This is a genomic window from Citricoccus sp. SGAir0253 (assembly GCF_005877055.1).
Lineage (GTDB): Bacteria > Actinomycetota > Actinomycetes > Actinomycetales > Micrococcaceae > Citricoccus.
In genome coordinates, this window is sequence record NZ_CP039424.1 from 2,077,401 (window position 1) to 2,098,456 (window position 21,056).

A 21,056-nucleotide genomic window follows, 5' to 3' on the forward strand; every position below is an offset into this window, starting at 1 on the left:
GGGGACGCCGGGCGTCGGAGAGGTGACGGCTGGGGTGAACGGCCGGTGAACGGACCGGCCGGGCCGGTCAGCGCACGAGGGCGTGCGGCGGCCGCTGCGTCCCGGCGGCGACGGCCTCGGCCGGGTCGTGGCCGAGCTCGATGATCCGGTTGTCCGCGTCCACGTGGACCACGGACGGCTCGAAGGCCCGGGCGTCCTCGGTGGACATCTGGGCGTAGGTGATGAGGATGACGGTGTCCCCCACGTCCACGAGGTGGGCGGCCGCGCCGTTGATGCCGATCACGCCCGAGCCCCGCTCGCCGGCGATCGTGTAGGTCTCCAGCCGGGCGCCGTTGGTGACGTCCACGATGGACACGAGCTCGCCCGGCAGGATGTCCGCGGCCTCGAGCAGGTCCTGGTCCACGGTCACCGAGCCGACGTAGTGCAGGTCGGCGTGCGTCACGGTGGCGCGGTGGATCTTGGACTTGAAGATGGTCCGGGTCATGGAGGCCATGGGTCGGTGTCCCTTCGGATGACGGGCGGTCCCCTCGGCGGCGGGGGCCGACACTGCTTCAACAGGAGCCGGCGGGCGATTATGCCCGCGCGCGCCCGGCGGTCCGGGCGCGGGGGTGGCGGGGGTCGGTGGGCCCTGCCGGGATCGAACCGACGACACCTGCGGTGTAAACGCAGTGCTCTACCAGCTGAGCTAAAGGCCCGCGTCCGGTGCATCCGGACCGGCCCATCCTACGGCATCTCCTCCGGCGGCCGCCGTCGCCTCGAGGTGGTCCTCCATCCGCCGCTGTCCGGCGGCCCCGGCGCGCACCCGGGCCAGGACGGCCCCGCGGGCGTCCACCAGCACGCTCGTGCGGTGCGGCCGGCCGGTGGCCTCGTTGAACTCGCCCACCGCGCGGGCGGCGGCCCCGTGGGGCCAGAAGTCGGACAGCAGGGGGGTGCGCACGCCCAGGCCCTCGCCGAAGGCGCGCAGCACGGCCGCGGAGTCCGGGGCCACCACGCACAGCCCGACGCCGGCCGGGGCCAGCCGCGAGGCGAGCTCGTCCACCCAGCCCAGCTCGGCCGTGCAGACGGGGGTGAAGGCCCCCGGCAGGAAGAAGAGCCAGCAGCGCGCCGGGGCCGGGCCGTCGTCGGGCCCGGGCGCCTCGGGCGCCAGCGGCGGCCACGGCCAGGACTGGCCGTGCTGGTCCCGCAGGGCGGGAACCGCGGTCACCGGTTGCGCTTGCCGACCAGGCGGCTGGCGGTCCAGTCCTGGGACACCCCCGCCGAGGTGGTGACGTGCAGCCCGGCCGTCGGGGCGGCCTCGGCGATGTCGGCCGGCTGGACGTGGCCCTCTCGCCCGTTGCGGGGGGTCATCAGCCACAGCACGCCGGAGGAGTCCAGCGACGTCTGCGCGTCCAGCAGGGCGTCCACGAGGTCCTCGACGTCCCCGTCCGCGGCCCGCCACCACAGCACGACGGCGTCCACCGGCTCCTGGTCGTCCTCGGTCAGCAGCTCGGTGCCGAGGTCGTCCTCGAGCCCGTCCCGGAAGGCGAAGTCGATGTCCTCGTCGAATCCGAGTTCCTGGACCAGCTGGCCTTCGGCCAGGCCCAACTTCGCGGCCGGCCCCCCACTGGTCTCCGCGGTACGCCCGACGGCGGGGGCGGAGTCTGGCTGGTTCACATCTCTCCTTGCAGGTTCCTGGGTACCCATGACAGGCATCCTCTCACCCAGATTACTGTGCGCCGGGACACGCGGCCACGTCCCCGCCCGGGAGGGGCCCCCGGGGCGGTCCGGACCCGTGACGCGGACGGTCACATGACCGCCGACATGACGGCGTGGCGTGCGCCACGGCGCTACAGTCGGACGTGGAAGCAGAGGGCCCACCCTGACACGCGCCGCACGGCTGACCCCGGACGGACGATGGCCCCCCCCGAGACCGCGGACATGATCCGCCGACAGAGAGGTTGCCGTGAGCGCAGCTGAAGAGAGCTCCCACATCCTGAGCGCACTGACGAACCAGTTGCCGGACAAGGATCCGCAGGAGACCGCCGAGTGGGTCGAGTCCTTCGACGGGCTGGTGGACGAGCGCGGCACCGAGCGCGCCGAGTACATCATGCGGCAGCTGCTCCAGCGCGCCGGGACCAAGTCCGTGGGCGTGCCGATGGTCACCACCACGGACTACGTCAACACGATCCCGGTGGACCAGGAGCCGGAGTACCCCGGGGACGAGGAGCTCGAGCGCCGGTACCGCAACTACCTGCGGTGGAACGCCGCCATGCTCGTGCAGCACGCGCAGCGCAAGGGCGTCGAGGTCGGCGGGCACATCTCCTCCTACGCCGGGCAGGCCACCCTCTACGAGGTGGGCATGAACCACTTCTTCCGCGGCCAGGACCACCCCGGCGGCGGCGACCAGGTCTTCTTCCAGGGCCACTCCTCCCCCGGCAACTACGCGCGCGCCTTCCTCGAGGGCCGGCTGACCGAGGAGGAGCTCGACGGCTTCCGCCAGGAGAAGTCCAAGGCCGGCCACGCCCTGCCGTCCTACCCCCACCCGCGCATGATGCCGGACTTCTGGCAGTTCCCCACCGTGTCCATGGGCCTGGGCCCGCTCAACGCGATCCACCAGGCGCAGTTCAACCGCTACCTGCACAACCGCGGGATCAAGGACACCTCGGACCAGCACGTGTGGGCGTTCCTGGGCGACGGCGAGATGGACGAGCCGGAGTCGCGCGGCGCGCTGCACATCGCGGCGAACGACAAGCTCGACAACCTGACCTTCGTCATCAACTGCAACCTGCAGCGCCTCGACGGCCCGGTGCGCGGCAACGGCAAGATCATCCAGGAGCTGGAGGCCTACTTCCGCGGCGCCGGCTGGAACGTCATCAAGGTCCTGTGGGGCCGCGAGTGGGACGCCCTGCTGGCGAAGGACCACGAGGGCGAGCTCGTCCGGATCATGAACGAGACCCTCGACGGCGACTACCAGACCTACAAGGCGGAGTCCGGCGGGTTCGTCCGCGACCACTTCTTCGGCCGCTCCTCGGTGACCAAGGAGATGGTCGCCGACATGAGCGACGACGAGATCTGGGGCCTCAAGCGCGGCGGCCACGACTACAACAAGGTGTACGCGGCGTACAAGGCCGCCATGGACTACAAGGGCAAGCCCACCGTCATCCTGGCGCAGACCATCAAGGGCTACGGCCTGGGCAAGCACTTCGAGGCCAAGAACGCCACCCACCAGATGAAGAAGCTCACGGTCGACGACATCAAGATGTTCCGCGACCGTCACCGCATCCCGATCACGGACGAGCAGATCGAGGCCGATCCGTACAACGTGCCGTACTACCACCCGGGCCCGGACGCCCCGGAGATCCAGTACATGATGGAGCGCCGCCGCGCCCTCGGCGGCTCGCTGCCCCAGCGCCGCACGGACTACGACCGGATCCCGATGCCGCCGGAGGCCACCTACAAGCACGCCCGCAAGGGCACCGGCAAGCAGCAGGCCGCCACCACCATGGCCTTCGTGCGCCTGCTCAAGGACCTCATGCGGGACAAGAACATCGGCCAGCGGATCGTGCCGATCATCCCGGACGAGGCCCGCACCTTCGGCATGGACTCGTTCTTCCCCACGGCGAAGATCTACAACCCCAAGGGGCAGAACTACCTGTCCGTGGACCGGGACCTGTTCCTGTCCTACAAGGAGTCCCCGCAGGGACAGCTCTACCACGTGGGCATCAACGAGGCCGGGGCCACCGCGGCGCTGACCGCCGTGGGCACCTCGTACTCGACCCACGGCGAGCTCATGATCCCGGTCTACATCTTCTACTCGATGTTCGGCTTCCAGCGCACCGGAGACGCCTTCTGGGCCGCCGGCGACCAGCTGGCCCGCGGCTTCGTCATCGGCGCCACGGCCGGACGCACCACGCTGGCCGGCGAGGGCACCCAGCACATGGACGGGCACTCCCCCATCCTCGCGGGCACCAACCCGGCCGTGAAGCACTACGATCCGGCCTTCTCCTACGAGATCGCGCACATCGTGCGCCAGGGCCTCGAGGACATGTACGGCGAGCACGACCGCGGGGACGACGTCCGCAACGTCATGTACTACCTCACCGTGTACAACGAGCCGATCATCCACCCGGACGAGCCGGAGGACCTGGACGTCGAGGGGCTGCTCAAGGGCATCTACCGGTACAGCACGGGCGAGGGCGGCGGGCCGAAGGTCCAGCTCATGGGCTCGGGCGTGTCCCTGCCGTGGGTCATCGACGCCCAGAAGGTCCTCGCCGAGGACTGGAACGTCTCGGCGGACGTGTGGTCCGTGACCAGCTGGAACGAGCTGCGCCGCGAGGCCGTGGCCGCCGAGCGCGCCGCGCTGGAGAACCCGGGCGCCGAGGCGCCGGTCCCGTACATCACGCAGAAGCTGGCCGGTGCCGAGGGTCCCGTGGTGGCCACCACCGACTACGCCACGCTGGTGCCGGACCAGGTGCGGCCGTTCGTCCCCAACGACTTCGCCACCCTGGGGGCGGACGAGTTCGGCTTCGCGGACACGCGCGCCGCCGCCCGCCGGCACTTCCTCATCGACACGCACTCCATGGTCGTCAAGGCCCTGCAGATGCTCGAGAGGGCCGGCTCGGTCGAGGCCGGGACCGCCGCCAAGGCGTTCCAGAAGTACCGCCTCGACGACGTCACGGCCGGCACCACCGGCAACGCCGGCGGGGACTCCTGACCCGGCCGGTGCCACGGCACCGACGGTGACCGGGCCCGGCCCCGCCCACCGTCCCGGCCCCCGGCCGGTCCGCCCGGCGGGCCGGCCGGATCCGCTCCCGACGACGGCCGGCGGGACGCACCACGCGTCCCGCCGGCCGTCGTCGTCCCCGGGGGTTTGTCGGGTTCCCACAACGGCCGGGCGGCCCCGAGGACCGGGGCGGGCGCCCGGCCGCCTATGCTCGACTCCATGTCCGAGGCACGCGTCACCCCGCCACCCCGCACCGTCTCCGCCGAGTCGCTGCGCCGGTTGCGGGCCCACCTGGGAGCGCTCAACACGGCCACGCTGCAGCGGCTGGACAGCACGCTGCCCTGGTACCGCCAGCTCACCCCGGACGAGCGGTCCTCCCTCGGGCTCATCGCCCAGCGCGGCCTGACCGGCTTCCTGTCCTGGTTCGAGCGGCCCACGACCACCATGACGACCGTGCTCGGGGAGGTGTTCGGCGGCGCGCCCACGGAGCTGACCCGGTCGATCAGCCTGCAGCGGGCCCTGCAGCTGATCCGGACCGTCGTGGACGTCGTCGAGGCCCAGGTCCCCGGGATCGTGCAGGACCGCGACCAGACCCTGGTCCGCGAGGCCGTGCTGCGGTACTCGCGGGAGATCGCCTTCGCCCTGGCGGACGTCTACGCCCGCGCCGCGGAGACGCGCGGGGCGTGGGACAGCCGCAACGAGGCGGTGCTGCTGGACGCGGTGCTGCGCGGCGAGGGCCCGGACGAGATCCTCTCCCGGGCCGCGGCGGCGGGCTGGTCCAACGGCGGCTCGGTGATGGTGATGGCCGGGCCGACCCCCGAGGCGGACCTGCCCCGGCGCCTCTCCGGGACCCGGCGGACCGCCGCGAGGGCCGGCTACGACGTCCTCGTGGGCGTCCAGGCCGAGCGGCTCGTGCTCGTGCTGGGCGGCGTGGCCGACCCCACGCAGGCCGCCGCCGCCCTGACCCCCTGGTTCGGGGACGGGCCCGTGGTGTACGGACCGCTGGCCGAGTCCCTCGTGGACGCCCACCGCAGCGGCCGCGAGGCCCTCGCCGGACTCGCCGCCGCGCCCGCGTGGCCGCGCGCCCCGCGGCCGGCGCACGCCCAGGACCTGCTGCCCGAGCGGGCGCTGCACGGCGACCCCACCGCCGTGGACGCCCTCGTGCACCGCGTCCACGCCCCGCTGCGCGCCGCGGGGAACTCGCTGCTGGAGACCGTGGACACGTACTGCGAGCTCGGGCACTCGCTCGAGGGGACCGCGCGGGAGCTGTTCATCCACGCCAACACGGTGCGCTACCGGCTGCGGCGGGTGAGCGAGATCACCGGCTGGGACCCGCTCGTGCCGCGCGACGCCTACGTCCTCCAGACCGCGCTGGCCGTCGGACGACTCCATCCCTCGTTGTAGGAAACCTCCAAAAGGGGTGGGGGAGCTTGGTGCGGCCGGTGCCCCGGAACAAGGTCACGGTTTTGACACAGTTAACGGCATGCTTGCAATCGTGTGCCCCGGACAGGGCTCCCAGACCCCCGGGTTCCTCACGCCGTGGCTCGAGCTGGACGGCATGGCCGGACTCCTCGACGAGTGGTCCACCGCCACCGGCGTGGACCTGACGGCCCACGGGACGGTCTCGGACGAGGCCACCATCAAGGACACCGCCGTGGCCCAGCCGCTCATCGTGGCCGGCGGCCTGCTCTCCGCCCGGGCGCTCGGTGTCGAGGCGCTGGAGCCCCGCACCTGGGTCGCCGCGGGCCACTCGGTCGGCGAGATCACCGCCGCCGCCCTGGCCGGCGTGCTGCCCGGGGCCGAGGCGCTCGAGTTCGTGCGCATCCGCGCCACCGGGATGGCGGCCGCCGCGGCCGCCGAGCCCACCGGGATGTCCGCCGTGCTCGGCGGGGACCCCGCGGAGGTCTCCGCCGCGATCGAGGCCCACGGACTCGTGGCCGCCAACGCGAACGGCGGCGGGCAGACCGTGGCCGCCGGCTCCCTCGGGGCGCTGGCCGCCCTGGCCGAGCAGCCCCCCGCCAAGGCCCGCGTCGTCCCGCTCAAGGTGGCCGGGGCGTTCCACACCCCCTACATGGCCCCGGCCGTGCCGGACCTGGCGGCGTACGCCGACGGACTGCGCCCCGCCGATCCCGCCGTGGCCCTGCTGTCCAACCGGGACGGCCAGGCCGTTGCCTCCGGTCGCGAGGCCGTGGACCGCCTCGTGGACCAGGTCACCCGACCGGTGCGCTGGGACCTGTGCATGGAGTCCCTGCGCGGGGCCGGGGTCACCGGGATCCTGGAGCTGCTGCCGGGCGGCACGCTGGCCGGACTGGCCAAGCGCGCCCTCAAGGGCACCCCCACGCTGGCCGTGAAGTCCCCGGAGGACCTGGACGCCGCCCGCGCCTTCATCGCCGAGCACGCCGTCGCCGCCGCGTGAGAGCCCCGTGACGGCCGGCCGCCGCCAGCACTGACCACAGACCTCCAGCAGATCCGCGAGGACCCCCATGACCACCCTGAACCAGTACCAGCCTGCCGCCGGCAGCCGCATCCTCTCCGTGGGCGCCGCACGCGGCAACCTCGTCGTGACGAACGACGACATCGCCGGGCCGATCAACTCCTCCGACGAGTGGATCCAGAAGCGCACCGGCATCGTCACCCGCCGCCGCGCGGACAGGGACCTGACGCTCATCGACCTGACCACCGAGGCGGCCCGCGAGGCCATGGAGCGCGCCGGACTCACGGGCGAGGACGTCGACGCCGTCATCGTCTCCACCGTCACCTCGCCGTACGCCACGCCCTCGGTCGCGGCCGCCGTCGCCCACCGCATCGGCGCCACCCCGGCCCCGGCCTTCGACGTCTCGGCCGCGTGCGCCGGCTACTGCTACGGCGTGGCCCAGGCCGACGCGCTCGTGCGCTCGGGCATGGCCCGCCACGTCGTCGTCGTGGGCGCCGAGAAGCTCTCGGACATCATCGACGAGACGGACCGGTCCATCTCCTTCATCCTCGGCGACGGCGCCGGCGCCGTGGTGGTGGCGGCCTCCGAGGAGGCCGGGATCTCCCCCAGCGTCTGGGGCTCGGACGGGGAGCGCTGGGACACCGTGAGCATGAGCCGGTCCCTGCTGGACCTGCGCGACGCCGCCGAGACCGCCCGGAAGACCGGCGACGCCTCGGCGCTGACGAACCCCGACGACAAGCTGTGGCCGCACCTGCGCCAGGACGGGCCCAGCGTCTTCCGCTGGGCCGTGTGGTCCATGGCCAAGGTGGCCCGGGAGGCCCTGGACAAGGCCGGCATCGAGGCGGGCGACCTCGCCGCGTTCCTGCCGCACCAGGCCAACGAGCGCATCATCGACGAGCTGGCCAAGCAGCTCAAGCTGCCGGAGACCGTCACGATCGGCCGGGACATCAAGGAGATGGGCAACACCTCCGCCGCCTCGATCCCGCTGGCGATGCACCGCGTCCTCGAGGAGGACCCCTCGCTCAGCGGCGGGCTCGCCCTGCAGATCGGCTTCGGCGCCGGACTCGTCTACGGCGCCCAGGTCGTCCGGCTCCCCTGAGCCGGGCCACCCCACCAGACCTCCGCGTCCGCCGGGCGCCGGAGTATCCCGAACACCCGACGAACACGACTGTGGACGCCCGCGTCCCGAAAGGAGCCTGACATGGCCACCAAGGAAGAGATCCTCGCCGGACTGGCCGAGATCGTCAACGAGGAGACCGGCCTGGAGACCGAAGAGGTCCAGCTGGACAAGTCCTTCACCGACGACCTCGACATCGACTCCATCTCGATGATGACCATCGTGGTCAACGCCGAGGAGAAGTTCGACGTCAAGATCCCGGACGAGGAGGTCAAGAACCTCAAGACCGTGGACGACGCCGTCGAGTTCATCAAGAACGCCCAGGCCTGATCCCGGCCGGACCGGTGGGGGTCCCGGCCGGCGCCGGGCGGCAGCGCCCGACGACGGCCGGGAACCCCAGCGGCCCGCGGACACTCCCGCAGTCGGTCCGCGGTGCGGCCGGCCTCGCACCGACCGTCCCCTCCCCCGCCGCCGATCCGGCCGGCGGACGAACCGAAGCGTACGGGTCCACCGACCCGGAAGACCGAAGGTAGAGACATGACCCGCACAGCCGTGATCACCGGCCTCGGAGCCACGACCCCCATCGGCGGTGACGTCCCGACCCTGTGGCAGAACGCCCTGGCCGGCACCGCCGGAGCGCGCCCCCTCGAGCAGGAGTGGGTCGCCGAGTACGAGCTGCCGGTGACCTTCGCCGCCCAGCTGTCCTCCCCCATCACCGAGTCCCTAACCAAGGTCGAGATGAAGCGGATGGACCCCACCACCCAGTACGGCGTGGTGGCCGCCCGCGAGGCATGGGCGGACGCCGGCCTGGCCGGCGAGGACACGGCCGTGGACCCGGACCGCTTCGCCGTCTCCTTCGGCACCGGGATCGGCGGGGTGTGGACCCTGCTGGACGGCTGGGACACCCTGCGCACCAAGGGCCCGCGCCGCGTGCTGCCGATGACCGTGCCCATGCTGATGCCCAACGGGCCGGCGGCCGCCATCAGCCTCGACCTCGGCGCGCGTGCCGGGGCCCGCACCCCCGTCTCGGCGTGCGCCTCCGGCACCGAGGCCATGGACCTGGCCCTCGCGATGATCCGCGACGGCCGGGCCGACGTCGTACTGTGCGGCGGCACCGAGGCCGCCATCCACCCGCTGCCGATCGCGGCCTTCGCCGCCATGCAGGCCCTGTCCCGCCGCAACGACGAGCCCGAGCGCGCCTCCCGTCCGTACGACCGGGACCGCGACGGCTTCGTGCTCGGCGAGGGCGCCGGCGCGCTCGTCATCGAGTCGGAGGAGCACGCCCGCGCCCGCGGCGCGCGCATCTACGCCGAGCTGGCCGGGTCCGGCGTCACCTCGGACTCGTACCACATCACCGCCCCCGAGGCCGAGGGACTCGGTGCCTCTCGCGCGCTGCGCGCCGCCCTCGAGTCGGCGGGTGCCGCCCCGGAGGACGTCTGCCACGTCAACGCGCACGCGACCTCGACGCCGGTCGGCGACCGGCCCGAGTACCTGGCCATGAAGTCGGTCTTCGCCGGCCACCTGGACTCGATCGCCGTCTCGGCGACCAAGAGCCAGACCGGTCACCTGCTGGGGGCCTCCGGCGCGATCGAGTCCGTGCTCTCGACCCTGGCCGTGTACCACGGCCAGGCCCCGGTGACGATCAACCTCGAGAACCAGGACCCCGAGATCCCGCTCGACGTGGTGACCGGCTCCCCGCGCCAGCTGCCCGAGGGCCCGCGCGTGGTGGTCAACAACTCCTTCGGGTTCGGCGGCCACAACGCCGTCTCCCTGTTCCGCAGCATCTGACGCCGCACACGACGACGCCCGCCGGGTCCCCCTGGCGGGCGTCGTCGTGTGCGGATCGCGCTCCCCTGGGAGGCCGGGCGCGCGGGGTCCCCGCCGGCCTCAGCCGACCTGGTGCAGCCAGCGCACGGGGGCGCCGTCGGCGGCCTGCCGGAAGGGCTCGAGCTCCTCGTCCCAGGCCTCGCCCAGGGCCAGGCTGAGCTCGTGGAAGACCGCGGAGGGGTCGCCGTTGGCCTGTTCGTAGGCGTAGCGGATGCGGTCCTCGGAGACCATGATGTTCCCGGTGACGTCCGTGGTCGCGTGGAAGATGCCGAGCTCGGGGGTGTGCGACCAGCGGCTGCCGTCGCAGCCGGCCGAGGGGTCCTCGGTGATCTCGTACCGCAGGTGGGCCCAGCCGCGCAGCGCCGAGGCCAGGCGCGCCCCGCTGCCCTGCGGCGCGGTCCACGTGATCTCGGCACGGTAGGAGCCCTGGGCGGCCGGCTGCGCCGACCACTCCAGGCGGTCCTGGGCACCCAGGACGGACCCCACCGCCCACTCGATGTGTGGGCACAGCGCGGCCGGGGCCGAGTGGATGTACAGGATTCCACGGGCCATGGTGTCAGACATACGTTCCTCCCAGTGCTGTGCGGTACGTCTTCCCCAACGTCCCCACGGCCTGCGGAACCCGGTCGGGTCCCGGGAGGTGGCGGCCAGCGCCCGATGTCCCCGATGTTCGATTGCCGGCAGCGTCCGAGGTCAGGATCGCGATCGTCCCCCGGGTGCTTCCGGGACCATTGTGCACCACGATGCGTGACGGGGCCAACAGGCCCGGCGTACGCCGGGGCCCGCGCCATGGCGCGGGGAGACGGTCAGGCCCTCGGGTGGGCGCGGCGGTAGCCCTCCCGCAACCGCTCGATGGAGACGTGCGTGTACAGCTGGGTGGTCTGCAGCGAGGAGTGGCCCAGCAGCTCCTGCACGCTGCGCAGGTCCGCCCCGCCGTCCAGCAGGTGGGTGGCGGCGGTGTGCCGCAGTACGTGCGGTCCGGAGGCCGAGGTGTCCCCCAGGCCGGCCAGGGCCGCGTTGACCATCTCCCGCACCTGCCGCACGCCCAGCCGACCGCCCCGCACGCCGAGGAACAGTGCGTCCGTGGGACCCGCCAGCAGGTGGCGGCGGCCCTGGTCCAACCACCGCTCCACCGCCGTGGCCGCGGGCAGCCCGAAGGGGACGGTGCGCTGCTTGCCGCCCTTGCCGGTCACCCGGAGGGTGCGCCTCTCGTGGTCCACGTCCGCCCGGTCCAGGCCGGCCAGCTCGGACACGCGCAGCCCGGTGGCGTAGAGCAGTTCCAGGATGGCGGCGTCGCGCAGCGCCACGGCCCGCCGCCGCACCTCCTCGCGGGTCCGCCCACCCGGGGCGGGGTCCTCCGTGGGCGACTCCGGGTGACGGCCCGGTGCCACCGGCTCCTGGGCCCGGTCCAGCAGTCGCGCGGCCTGCTCGGCACTCAGGGCGTCCGGCAGCGAGCCGGAGCGCCGCGGCGAGCTGAGCCGCAGCGAGGGGTCGACCTCCACCAGTCCCTCCCGCACCGCCCAGGCATAGAAGACGCGGACGGTGGCCGTCTTGCGGGCCAGGGTGGACCGGGAGCGGCCGGCGGCCGAGAGCCGCCCGAGCCAGCCGCGCAGGTCCTTGAGGTCCAGGGCACCCAGCACGTCGGGACCCGCCCCGTCCACGATCCCCGGCCGCTCGTGCGCCACCACGTCCCGGACGAGGCCCTCCAGGTCCGCCACGTAGGCCCGCAACGTCTCCGCCGACCGGTTGCGCTCGTGGACGAGGTGCTCGGCGAATCCCTCCACCCAGGACCGGTCGCGGGTCGAGAGCCGTGGCGGCTCGGCGCCGTCCCCCGCCCCGCCCGCCGCCGAGCCGTGACGCCGGGCAGCGTCCCGGCCGGCACCGTCCGCCCCGCAGGCCTTCCCAGGGGCGCCGCTGGGCGTGGCACTCCCCGTGTGGGCGGCGGGCCCGGCGTCCCGGTGGTCGGTGGTCATGGTCCCACTCTGCCACCGTCCGCCCCGGACGCCGGGGACCGACGCCGCCAGCCGGAGGCCGACTGCTCGGCGAGTCCCTGCCGGCGCAGCTTCTGCAGCACGCCCATGACCGTGCCGGGCCCGAGGCCGGCGACCGCGCAGAGGCGGTCGACGGGGGCGGCGCTGCGCAGGGGCAGGGCCTCGTAGACGAGCAGTTCCTCCACCGCGAGGTGGTCGTGCGGGCGCACGGCGGTGTCCCGGGACGCGGCCGTCCCGCCGGCGGGGGGTGCGGCGTCCCCGCCGCACGGCCGGTCGCCCCGGCCGGGCAGCAGCTCGAGGGCCTCGGCGACGTCCGTGACGGGCACGGCCGGCGACTCCCGCAGGAGGCGGTGGCACCCGGCCGAGGTCGACGAGGTGATGGGCCCGGGGACGACACCCACCTCCCGGCCGAGGGCCAAGGCGTGGCCGGCGGTGTTCTGCGCTCCCGAGCGCCACCGGGCCTCCACCACGAGCACGGCGCCCGCGAGGGCCGCGATCAGGCGGTTGCGCTGGAGGAAGCGGTACCGCGTGGGGCTGCTGCCGGGCGCCAGCTCGGACAGGAGCAGGCCCTGGTCCGCCACGTCCTGCAGCAGCGTCGCGTTGCCGGCCGGGTAGTACCGGTCCAGTCCCCCGGCCAGGACGGCCGCCGTGGGGGGACTCCCCGTGCCCGCGCCGAGCGCCGACTGGTGGGCCAGGGCGTCGATCCCGTACGCGCCGCCGGACAGGACGGTGATGCCGCGAGCGCCGACACCGCCGGCGAGCAGGCGGGTGGCGCCGCGGCCGTAGGGACTGGCGTCCCGGCTGCCGACGACGGCCAGGGTCACGTGCCGTTCCGGCATGCCCCCGCCGCCCCGGTACCAGAGGGCGACCGGGGAGGCCGGGCCGAGGTCTCGCAGGGCCGTCGGCCACCCGGGGTCCCCCGGGACCAGCAGTCCCCCGCCCAGCCGGTGCAGCGTCTCGAGGTCCCGCTCCGGGGCCAGCGCCCCGGCACGAGCCGCCCAGCGTTCGGTTCCCCGCTGCCACCCGCGGCTCGACAGCGGGGTCCCCGCCGCCTCGAGGACCAGGGCGAGCTCCTGCCGCTCGTCGGCGCCGGCGCCGTCACGGCCCGTGAGGACCTCGAGCGCCCGCGCGGCACCCCAGGTCCCCACCGCGGCGAGGCCCAGGACGTCGCCCGGTTCCAGGAGGCGCGTCAGGGCGGCGCGGGCGATGCGGTCCTCGTGCCCGGGGCGGCGGGGTGCCTGCCCGGTGCCGGCCTGCTCGGGGAGGTCTCCGGTGGTGGTCATGCCGTGTGCTCTCCTTCGCCGCGGCGCCGCAGGTACAGCGCGGTGTCCACGTCCTCGGCGACCGGCCGGTCCGCTCCGCGCAGGTCGGCGATGGTCCAGGCCAGGCGCAGCACCCGCGCGTGGCCCCGGGCGGTGAGCTCGGCGCGGTCGACGGCGTCGTCCGCGGCGGCCCGTGCGGCGGGATCCACCGCGAGCGGGCCCTCCCGCAGCAGGCCTGCCGGCACCTCGGCGTTGCGGTGCAGCCCCAGGGGCGCGAGCCGCCGGGCCTGCCGGTCCACCGCCGCCAGGACGCGGGCCCGGACCGTCGCCGAGCCCTCGCCGGCCGGCCCCGAGGTCAGCGCCGCGGCGTCCACGGCGGGGACGGTGACCTGGAGGTCCACCCGGTCCAGCAGCGGGCCGGAGAGCCGGCCCGCATACCGCCGCCGCTGCAGGGCCGTGCACCGGCACCGGCTGCCGCGTTCCCCGCCCCATCCGCACGGGCAGGGATTGGCGGCGAGCACGAGCTGGAAGCGGGCCGGGTAGCGGACCGTCCCGCCGGAGCGGTGCAGCACCACCGCTCCGGACTCGAGCGGCTGGCGCAGGGCATCGAGCACGCGCCGGTCGAACTCGGGCGCCTCGTCGAGGAACAGCACGCCCCCGTGGGCCAGGGACGCCGCCCCCGGGCGGGCGATCCCGGACCCGCCGCCGACGAGCGCCGCCATCGACGCCGAGTGGTGCGGGGCCTGGAACGGGGCGCCGCGCACGAGCCCCGTCCGGTCCTGGACCCGCCCGCTGAGGGAGCGCACCGCCGTGGCCTCCAGCGCCGTGCGGTCGTCCAGCGGCGGCAGGATGCCCGGCAGCCGTTCGGCCAGCATCGTCTTGCCCGCCCCCGGGCTGCCCTCCAGCAGCAGGTGGTGACCGCCGGCCGCGGCCACCTCGAGCGCGAACCGGGCCTCGTGCTGGCCCGAGACGTCCCGCAGGTCCGCGGCGGGTGCCGCACCCTCCGCGGGGGCAGCGGGGGCCCCGGAGGCCTCGCCCGCACCCCCCACCGGTGGCGTGCCACCCCCGACGAGCGCCGCGTCCTGGGCGGGCGGGACGACGGTCGGGGCCTCCGGCTCGCCGCCGAACGCGCGGATGACCTCGTGCAGGCTCCCGTAGCCGCGCACCCGCGCGCCGGGGACGAGGGCGGCCTCCGCCACGGACTCCCGGGCCACCACCACCTCGGGGTGCCCCGCGTCCACGGCCGCCATGACGCTGGGCAGGATCCCCGGGGCGTGGCGCAGCCGTCCGTCCAGGCCCAGCTCGGCCAGGAACACGGGGCCGTCCGCGTGCCGCACCTGGCCGTCGGCGGCGTAGCTCGCCATCACGATGGCCAGGTCGAAGCCCGGTCCGCGCTTGTGCAGGGCGGCGGGCACGAGGTTGACCGTGAGGTGGCGCCGCGTGAGGGGCAGGCCCGAGTTGCGGGCCGCCGCCTTGATCCGGTCCCGGCTCTCCTGCAGCGACTGGTCCGGCAGCCCCAGCAGGACGAAGCCGGGCAGGGTCTGGCCGATGTCCGCCTCCACCTCCACGAGGTGGCCGTGCATGCCGGTGAGCGCGACCGCGAGGGTGCGCCCCATGACCGTCACCGCGCTCATGGCCGCACGTCCCGCAGGACCTCGACGCCCAACCCGCCGCCGGCCGGCAGCAGCACGGACACGGCGTCCACCCGCCACCCCGCCAGCCGCCCGGCGCCGGGGTGGGCGGCCGCCCACTGGTGGGCCAGGGAGTACAGCCGGCGGAGCTTGCGCGGGGTGATCGCCTCGAGGGGGTGGCCGAAGCCGGTCCCCCGGCGGGTCTTGACCTCCACGGCCACCCACCAGCCCTGGTGGATCGCCACCAGGTCCAGCTCGCCGTCGCGGCCGCGCCAGTTCCGGTCCACGACCTGGTAGCCCTGGTCCTCGAGCCAGCGGGCGGCGACGTCCTCGCCGAACCGGCCGAGCGCCGTGTGCGCCGAGGACGCCCCGGCGCCCCTCCCCGTGTCCCTGGCCGGACTGCTGCCCGTGCCCCTCCTGCTGCCCGTGACCCTGCCTGCGGAATGCTGCATGGCTCCACCTCCGCGACCAGCCTCGCCGGGCCGGCGGCGCGACGGGCGGCCGGGGCGGCCCGGTGTGGAGGGCGCGCGGGTGACCGCGCGGCGTGGAGGAGCCCGGACTAGCCCAGCGCGGGGCCGTCCTGGGGCAGCTGGAGGTCGTCGCGCTGCGGGAGCTCCTCGACGTTGACGTCCTTGAAGCTCAGCACGCGCACCCGCTTGACGAAGCGCGCGGTCCGGTAGATGTCCCACACCCACGCGTCCTCGAGCAGGATCTCGAAGAACACCTCCCCGCCCTCGCTGCGGGCCTTGAGGTCCACGGAGTTGGCCAGGTAGAAGCGGCGCTCGGTCTCGACCACGTACCGGAACAGCCCGACCACGTCGCGGTACTCGCGGTAGAGCTGCAGCTCCATCTCCGCTTCGTAGTTCTCGAGTTCGTCGCCGCTCATGCCGTCCATTCTGCCCCCAGCTCCCCGGTGGCCCCGTCCCATGACAGCGCCGACTGGCCGGGGACGGGCATCCGTGCCGTTCCCCGGCCCGGATCCGCGGGGGCCGCGGTGCCGGGGGCCTCGGCCCCGGGCAGCAGCCGCCAGCTGAGCCGGTGGTGCGGGCTCGGCCCGCGCTCCACGAGGGCCCGCCGGTGGGCGGCGGCGCCGTAGCCCTTGTTGCCGTCCCAGCCGTACGCGGGGTGCTCCGCGGCGAGCCGGGTCATCAGCGCGTCCCGCTCCACCTTCGCCAGGATCGAGGCGGCCGCCACGGTGGCGCAGCGCGCATCGGCCTTGACCTGCAGGTGGACCCGTCCCGGGCCGGCGGCCAGGCCGGCGCACTCCGGCCGCGGCGCGCGCGGCAGCCAGTCGTCGCGGCCGTCCAGCACGAGCGCGTCCGGCTGGGCCCCCAGCGCCGTGACCACCTCGTGCCAGGCCCGGCGCCCGGCGAGGGCGAGGGCACCAGAGATCCCGTACCGGTCGATCTCCCCGGGCGCGGCGTGGCCGACGGCGGCCGCGGCACCCCACGCCAGCACCTCCGGGACCAGCGCCTCGCGGCGGGCCGGGCTGAGCGCCTTGGAGTCGCGCACCGCCGGGACGGGGCCGGCGTCGGGAAGGCGGACGACGACGACGCCGACGCTCACGGGGCCGGCCAGCGCGCCCCGGCCGACCTCGTCCATGCCGGCCACGAGCGCGCCGCCCTGCGGCCGGCCGGCCACGAGGGAGGCCTCGAGGTCGAGCCCGGGCAGCGGGGCCGGCGTCCGGCGGGCGGCCGAGCGGCGGGTCCGGGCCGGTGCCGGGGTGCTCATCCGGCGCCGGCTCCCGCTGCGCGCGCCGCCGCCGGGTCCGGCACGTCCGCGAACGCCTCGCGGTCCCCGCCGGCATCGCCCCAGCGGGAGACGGGCCAGGCGATGACCTCCGCGCGGCCGGTGACGTCGTCCAGGTCGATGAAGCCCCCGCCCGGGCCGTCCCGGTGCATGCGGGAGTCCGCGGAGGCGTCCCGGTGGTCGCCCATGACCCACACGTGGCCCTCCGGGACGGTGACGGTGAAGGGGATGTCCGAGGGCGCCGAACCGGGGTGCAGGTAGGGCTCGTCCACGGGCTCGCCGTTGACGACGACGCGCCCGTCGGCCGAGCAGCACTCGACCGTGTCCCCGGGCATCCCGATGATCCGCTTGACGAGGTGCTGCTCGGAGGAGTCCGGCAGCAGCCCGATGAACTCGAGGGCCTGCTGGGCCCCGTTCGCCGGCTGGGGCGCGGGCTCGCCGAGCCAGCCCTTGGTGTCCTGGAAGACGATGACGTCGCCGCGGTCCACCCCGAACGGGCCGGGCACCAGCAGGTTGACGAAGATCCGGTCGTTCACCTGCAGGGTCTGCTCCATGGACCCGGAGGGGATGTAGTAGGCACGGAAGAGGAACGTCTTGACCAGGAACGAGGCCAGGATGGTGATGAGGACGATCAGGACGATCTCGCGCACCGCGAGCCACGCGCGGCGGCCGACGGAGGGCCGGGCCGCGGGGCGGGCGGCGGCGGGTGCCGCGGCGGGGGTCCCGGTCGGCGCGGGGGCCGCCGGGTCGCCGGTCGCGCCCGCCGTCCCGCCCCCCTCGAGGGTGGCGCGGGTGTCCTCGGGGCCGTCCGGGGCGTCCTGCGCCCGCCGGGTGTACTCCTGGCCCATCTCGCCGTCCTCTCCGCTGGTCCGGCTGTCCACTCTACCGCCCGCCCGGCTCGATCGCCGTCCGGCGGCCGGGCGGCCAGGCGATGGACTGCACGCGGCCGATGACCTTCGACTCCGGGACCATCCCGCCGCCCGGGGCGCCGAGCAGCGACCGGGAGTCCACCGAGGCGTGCCGGTTGTCCCCCAGCAGGAACAGCCGGCCCCCGGGCACCTCGGCCGTGAACTCCACCCGGGAGGCCGGCGGCGGGCCGGCGAGGTAGTCCTCGGCGACCTCCTCGCCGTCGACCTCGAGCAGGCCCTCCGGCGAGCAGCAGGAGACGGTGTCCCCGCCCACCCCGGCCACGCGCTTGACGTAGGCCGTCGTGTCCGGCGCCAGCCCGAGCCACTGCAGGGCCTCCTCGGTGCCGCGCAGCACGGCCGGCCGGCCGTCGTAGGGCGCGAAGCTGCCCTCGCCGTCCACGACGACGAGGTCCCCGCGCGCCACGGGGACGTGGTCGTAGGCGTGACGGTCCACGCTGATGCGGTCCCCCGCCTGCAGCAGTGGCTCCATGGACCCCGAGGGGACGAGGTACAGGTCCGCCACGGTGCTGCGCAGCACCGCGGAGGCCAGCAGCGCCAGCACGACGACGGCGCCCACCGCCGCGGCGCCGACCGGCACCCTGCGCCGGCCCGGTTCCCGGGTACGCGAAGGGCGCCGGTCCCCCGCGGGGGACCGGCGCCCGGTGCGGCCTGGGCCGGGCTCGACCGTCAGGTCAGGCCTTCTTGGCGCCCTTGGCGCCCTTGCCCGTGGTGGTGAAGTCGCGCTTCTCCTTGATCTTGGCGGCCTTGCCGTGGCGGTCGCGCATGTAGTACAGCTTGGCGCGGCGCACGTCACCACGGGTGACGAGCTCGATCTTGTCGATGACCGGGGAGTTCACCGGGAAGGTGCGCTCCACGCCGACGCCGAAGGAGACCTTGCGGACGCGGAAGGTCTCGCGCACGCCGTGGCCCTGGCGGCCCATGACGAAGCCCTGGAAGACCTGGACGCGGGCGGTCTTGCCCTCGACGATGTTCACGTGCACCTTGACGGTGTCGCCGGGACGGAAGTCGGGGACGTCGGTGCGCAGCGAGGCGGCATCGAGGGAGTCGAGGATATGCATGCTGGTACTCCTGGTGGACGCCACAGGTCATCCACGTGGTCGGTGGCACGCCGGCCGGTGCTCCGGGAGCGGAGCGTCGGGATGGGCGTGCCCGGGCTGGGGACCGGTCCGCCCGTGGCGGGCGCCGGCTGGCCACACTGTCGGCATCCGCCCCCTGTGGCAGGTCGGATGTCCAGTTGACACAGCGGTCCATTATGCCAGATCACCCGGGGCGCTGCCAGCCGGGGGGCCTCAGTCGGCGGCGGGGTCCGGGAGCAGGTCCGGGCGGCGCCGGCGCGTGCGCTCGAGCTGCTGCTCGCGGCGCCACGCGGCCACCCGGCCGTGGTCACCGGAGAGCAGCACGTCCGGCACCTCGTGCCCCCGCCAGGAGGAGGGCTTCGTGTACACGGGGTACTCCAGCAGCCCGTCGCTGTGGGACTCCTCGACGAGGGACTCGGGATTGCCCACGACGCCGGGCACGAGCCGGCCGATCGCCTCGATCATCGCCAGCGCGGCCACCTCGCCGCCGTTGAGGACGTAGTCCCCGAGCGAGACGAGCCGCACCTCGAAGAGCTCCCGCGCCCAGTGGAACAGCCGCTCGTCGATCCCCTCGTACCGCCCGCAGGCCACCACGAGGTGGTCGGCGGCGGACAGCTCCTGGGCCACGGACTGGCGGAACAGCTCGCCCGAGGGCGTGGGCACGAGCAGGACGGGGCGGCCGAGGCCGGCCGAGCGGCCGGCCTCGGCGATGGACTCCAGGGCCAGCGCCCACGGCTCCGGCTTCATGACCATCCCCGCGCCGCCGCCGTACGGGGTGTCGTCCACCGTGCGGTGCCGGTCGACGGTGTGGTCGCGCAGGTCGTGGACGTGGATCTCCAGCAGCCCGTCACGGCGGGCCTTGCCGATGAGCGAGACGTCGAGGGCCGAGAGGTACTCGGGGAAGATGGTGACGACGTCGATCCTCACGCCCGGCCGTCCTCCGGCTCGTTCAGGCCCAGCAGGCCGGGCGGCGGGTCGAGGGTGACGGTGCCGGCCTCGAGGTCCACCGCGGGGACGATCTCCTCGACGAACGGCACGAGCGCCTCGGTCCCGGAGTCCAGGCCCACCTCCAGCAGGTCCTGCACCTCGCCGGTGACCAGGCCGGTCACGGCCCCGACGCGTTCCCCGTCCACCAGGACGGCCAGCCCGACGAGGTCCTCCTCGTACCAGCCCTCGTCCTCCCCCGGGGCGTCCGGCTCGGCGTACAGCTCGGTGCCGCGCAGCTCCTCCGCGCCGTTGCGGTCGGAGACCTCCTCGAAGCCGAGCAGCAGGATGTCCTTGTTCCAGCGCGCCCGTGCCACGGTCAGCTCGCCGTCCCGGCCCCCGCGCCCCCGCCGGCCCTCGAGCACCGCGCCGGGGACGAAGCGCTCCTCGGGCTCGTCGGTGAACAGCTGCACCGTGACGTCCCCGCGGATGCCGTGGGGCTTGCCGATGCGGGCCACGCGGACGTGGTCCTGCGGCCGGGACGTGCTCTCGGGCATGGCGGGGTTCCTCTCGGTTCGGGGGTCCGGGGCTCGGCCCGGTCGGGCGGGACGACGATGGCCCGCGTCCGGACGGATCCGGGCACGGGCCATCATGTCATGCGACCGCCCGGCCCGCGGGATGCGGGCCGGGCGGTGCCGTGGGGCTAGCGGCGGCGGTCGGTGTCCACCACGTCCACGCGGACCGGGTGGCCGGCGAGGCCGTCCAGCACGGTGCGCAGCGCGGTGGCCGTCCGGCCCTGGCGGCCGATGACCCGGCCGAGGTCCGCGGGGTCCACGCGGACCTCCAGGACCTCTCCACGGCGGTTGGTGCGCAGGTCCACCTGGACGTCCTCCGGGGAATCGACGATCCCCCGGACCAGGTGCTCCAGCGCCTCCTGCAGCATGGTCACTCGGACTTCTCGTCGGCCGGGGCCTCGGCGGTCTCCTCGGAGGACTCCTCGGCCGGGGCCTCGGCGGTCTCCTTCTTGGGGGTGATCGCCTCGGGGATGATGACCGAGCCCTTCTCCGGGGCCACGAAGGGCTCCTTCGGCTGCTTGGTCTTCAGGGTGCCCTCGGCGCCCGGCAGGCCCTTGAACTTCTGCCAGTCGCCGGTGATCTTGAGCAGGGCCAGGACCTGGTCGGTGGGCTGGGCGCCCACGGACAGCCAGTACTGGGCGCGCTCGGAGTTCACCTCGATGAACGAGGGCTCCTCGGTGGGGTGGTACTTGCCGATCTCCTCGATGGCCCGGCCGTCACGGCGGGTGCGGGAGTCGGCGACGACGATGCGGTAGAAGGGTGCGCGCATCTTGCCGAAGCGCTTCAGGCGGATCTTAACGGCCACGGGTGTGGTAGCTCCTGGTTCTTGGTCTGGGCGC

23 protein-coding genes and 1 tRNA gene are annotated in these 21,056 nt (G+C 74.5%); 6 read left to right on the forward strand and 18 right to left on the reverse strand.

Features of this window, described 5'->3' with window-relative positions:
• Positions 1–67 precede the first annotated feature (67 nt).
• The 4 genes from panD to E7744_RS09210 form a co-directional block, all read right to left on the reverse strand.
• Entirely contained in the window at positions 68–484 is a 417-nt protein-coding gene (gene panD, locus E7744_RS09195; RefSeq protein ID WP_137774959.1) for an aspartate 1-decarboxylase, read from the reverse strand.
• Between the two features lie 138 nt (positions 485–622).
• A tRNA-Val gene (locus tag E7744_RS09200) sits at positions 623–695 on the reverse strand.
• Positions 686–1,204 (reverse strand): redoxin domain-containing protein, encoded by a 519-nt coding sequence (locus E7744_RS09205; RefSeq protein ID WP_137773855.1) that lies wholly within the window; start codon positions 1,202–1,204, stop codon positions 686–688. Before E7744_RS09205 ends, E7744_RS09200 begins: the two co-directional genes overlap by 10 nt.
• Positions 1,201–1,653 (reverse strand): DUF3052 domain-containing protein, encoded by a 453-nt coding sequence (locus tag E7744_RS09210; RefSeq protein ID WP_246858377.1) that lies wholly within the window; start codon positions 1,651–1,653, stop codon positions 1,201–1,203. Before E7744_RS09210 ends, E7744_RS09205 begins: the two co-directional genes overlap by 4 nt.
• 289 nt (positions 1,654–1,942) lie before the next feature.
• Here E7744_RS09210 and aceE point away from each other — a divergent pair, with 289 nt between their 5' ends.
• The 6 genes from aceE to E7744_RS09240 all read left to right on the forward strand — a co-directional run bounded on the left by aceE (position 1,943) and on the right by E7744_RS09240 (position 10,041).
• On the forward strand, positions 1,943–4,693 hold the full coding sequence (gene aceE, locus E7744_RS09215) for a pyruvate dehydrogenase (acetyl-transferring), homodimeric type (RefSeq protein WP_137773857.1): 2,751 nt from the start codon (positions 1,943–1,945) through the stop codon (positions 4,691–4,693).
• A gap of 228 nt (positions 4,694–4,921) precedes the next feature.
• Positions 4,922–6,106, forward strand: coding sequence for a CdaR family transcriptional regulator (locus E7744_RS09220; RefSeq protein ID WP_137773858.1), 1,185 nt, complete (start codon positions 4,922–4,924; stop codon positions 6,104–6,106).
• 79 nt (positions 6,107–6,185) lie between these two features.
• Entirely contained in the window at positions 6,186–7,118 is a 933-nt protein-coding gene (locus tag E7744_RS09225; protein ID WP_137773859.1) for an ACP S-malonyltransferase, read from the forward strand.
• A 67-nt stretch (positions 7,119–7,185) separates the two neighbouring features.
• A complete protein-coding gene (locus E7744_RS09230) occupies positions 7,186–8,235 on the forward strand; it encodes a beta-ketoacyl-ACP synthase III (RefSeq protein WP_137773860.1) in 1,050 nt (349 codons plus the stop codon).
• A gap of 102 nt (positions 8,236–8,337) precedes the next feature.
• Positions 8,338–8,583 (forward strand): acyl carrier protein, encoded by a 246-nt coding sequence (locus E7744_RS09235; protein WP_137773861.1) that lies wholly within the window; start codon positions 8,338–8,340, stop codon positions 8,581–8,583.
• 207 nt (positions 8,584–8,790) lie between these two features.
• A complete protein-coding gene (locus tag E7744_RS09240; protein ID WP_137773862.1) occupies positions 8,791–10,041 on the forward strand; it encodes a beta-ketoacyl synthase in 1,251 nt (416 codons plus the stop codon).
• Positions 10,042–10,140: 99 nt separating this feature from the next.
• Here the strand turns inward: E7744_RS09240 and E7744_RS09245 are convergent, their stop codons facing one another.
• The 14 genes from E7744_RS09245 to rpsP all read right to left on the reverse strand — a co-directional run bounded on the left by E7744_RS09245 (position 10,141) and on the right by rpsP (position 21,022).
• Positions 10,141–10,644, reverse strand: a complete 504-nt coding sequence (locus tag E7744_RS09245; RefSeq protein WP_137773863.1) for a DUF3145 domain-containing protein — start codon at positions 10,642–10,644, stop codon at positions 10,141–10,143.
• 242 nt (positions 10,645–10,886) lie between these two features.
• Entirely contained in the window at positions 10,887–12,053 is a 1,167-nt protein-coding gene (locus tag E7744_RS09250; RefSeq protein ID WP_137773864.1) for a tyrosine recombinase XerC, read from the reverse strand.
• Positions 12,050–13,354, reverse strand: coding sequence for a DNA-processing protein DprA (locus tag E7744_RS09255; RefSeq protein ID WP_137773865.1), 1,305 nt, complete (start codon positions 13,352–13,354; stop codon positions 12,050–12,052). The genes E7744_RS09250 and E7744_RS09255 overlap by 4 nt, the downstream gene beginning before the upstream one ends.
• On the reverse strand, positions 13,351–14,967 hold the full coding sequence (locus E7744_RS09260; RefSeq protein WP_246858378.1) for a YifB family Mg chelatase-like AAA ATPase: 1,617 nt from the start codon (positions 14,965–14,967) through the stop codon (positions 13,351–13,353). The genes E7744_RS09255 and E7744_RS09260 overlap by 4 nt, the downstream gene beginning before the upstream one ends.
• The gene (locus E7744_RS09265) at positions 14,964–15,416 is read right to left on the reverse strand and encodes a YraN family protein (RefSeq protein ID WP_246858379.1); all 453 of its coding nucleotides are present in this window, start codon (positions 15,414–15,416) and stop codon (positions 14,964–14,966) included. Before E7744_RS09265 ends, E7744_RS09260 begins: the two co-directional genes overlap by 4 nt.
• A 107-nt stretch (positions 15,417–15,523) precedes the next feature.
• Positions 15,524–15,850 carry a DUF2469 domain-containing protein gene (locus E7744_RS09270; RefSeq protein WP_137773866.1) on the reverse strand — a complete coding sequence of 109 codons (327 nt, stop codon included), beginning with the start codon at positions 15,848–15,850 and terminating at the stop codon, positions 15,524–15,526.
• The gene (locus E7744_RS09275; protein WP_137773867.1) at positions 15,847–16,695 is read right to left on the reverse strand and encodes a ribonuclease HII; all 849 of its coding nucleotides are present in this window, start codon (positions 16,693–16,695) and stop codon (positions 15,847–15,849) included. Before E7744_RS09275 ends, E7744_RS09270 begins: the two co-directional genes overlap by 4 nt.
• A complete protein-coding gene (gene lepB, locus E7744_RS09280; RefSeq protein ID WP_137773868.1) occupies positions 16,692–17,561 on the reverse strand; it encodes a signal peptidase I in 870 nt (289 codons plus the stop codon). Before lepB (E7744_RS09280) ends, E7744_RS09275 begins: the two co-directional genes overlap by 4 nt.
• Positions 17,562–17,595: 34 nt before the next feature.
• Positions 17,596–18,219, reverse strand: a complete 624-nt coding sequence (gene lepB / locus E7744_RS09285; RefSeq protein WP_246858380.1) for a signal peptidase I — start codon at positions 18,217–18,219, stop codon at positions 17,596–17,598.
• Positions 18,220–18,313: 94 nt separating this feature from the next.
• A complete protein-coding gene (gene rplS, locus E7744_RS09290; RefSeq protein WP_137773869.1) occupies positions 18,314–18,700 on the reverse strand; it encodes a 50S ribosomal protein L19 in 387 nt (128 codons plus the stop codon).
• A gap of 231 nt (positions 18,701–18,931) precedes the next feature.
• On the reverse strand, positions 18,932–19,645 hold the full coding sequence (gene trmD, locus E7744_RS09295) for a tRNA (guanosine(37)-N1)-methyltransferase TrmD (protein ID WP_137773870.1): 714 nt from the start codon (positions 19,643–19,645) through the stop codon (positions 18,932–18,934).
• Positions 19,642–20,199: a ribosome maturation factor RimM gene (rimM, locus tag E7744_RS09300; RefSeq protein ID WP_137773871.1), complete on the reverse strand. Its 558-nt coding sequence runs from the start codon at positions 20,197–20,199 to the stop codon at positions 19,642–19,644. The genes trmD and rimM overlap by 4 nt, the downstream gene beginning before the upstream one ends.
• 146 nt (positions 20,200–20,345) lie before the next feature.
• Positions 20,346–20,585, reverse strand: coding sequence for an RNA-binding protein (locus E7744_RS09305; protein WP_137774962.1), 240 nt, complete (start codon positions 20,583–20,585; stop codon positions 20,346–20,348).
• Positions 20,586–20,587: 2 nt separating this feature from the next.
• Positions 20,588–21,022, reverse strand: coding sequence for a 30S ribosomal protein S16 (rpsP, locus tag E7744_RS09310; protein WP_137773872.1), 435 nt, complete (start codon positions 21,020–21,022; stop codon positions 20,588–20,590).
• Positions 21,023–21,056: the final 34 nt, after the last annotated feature.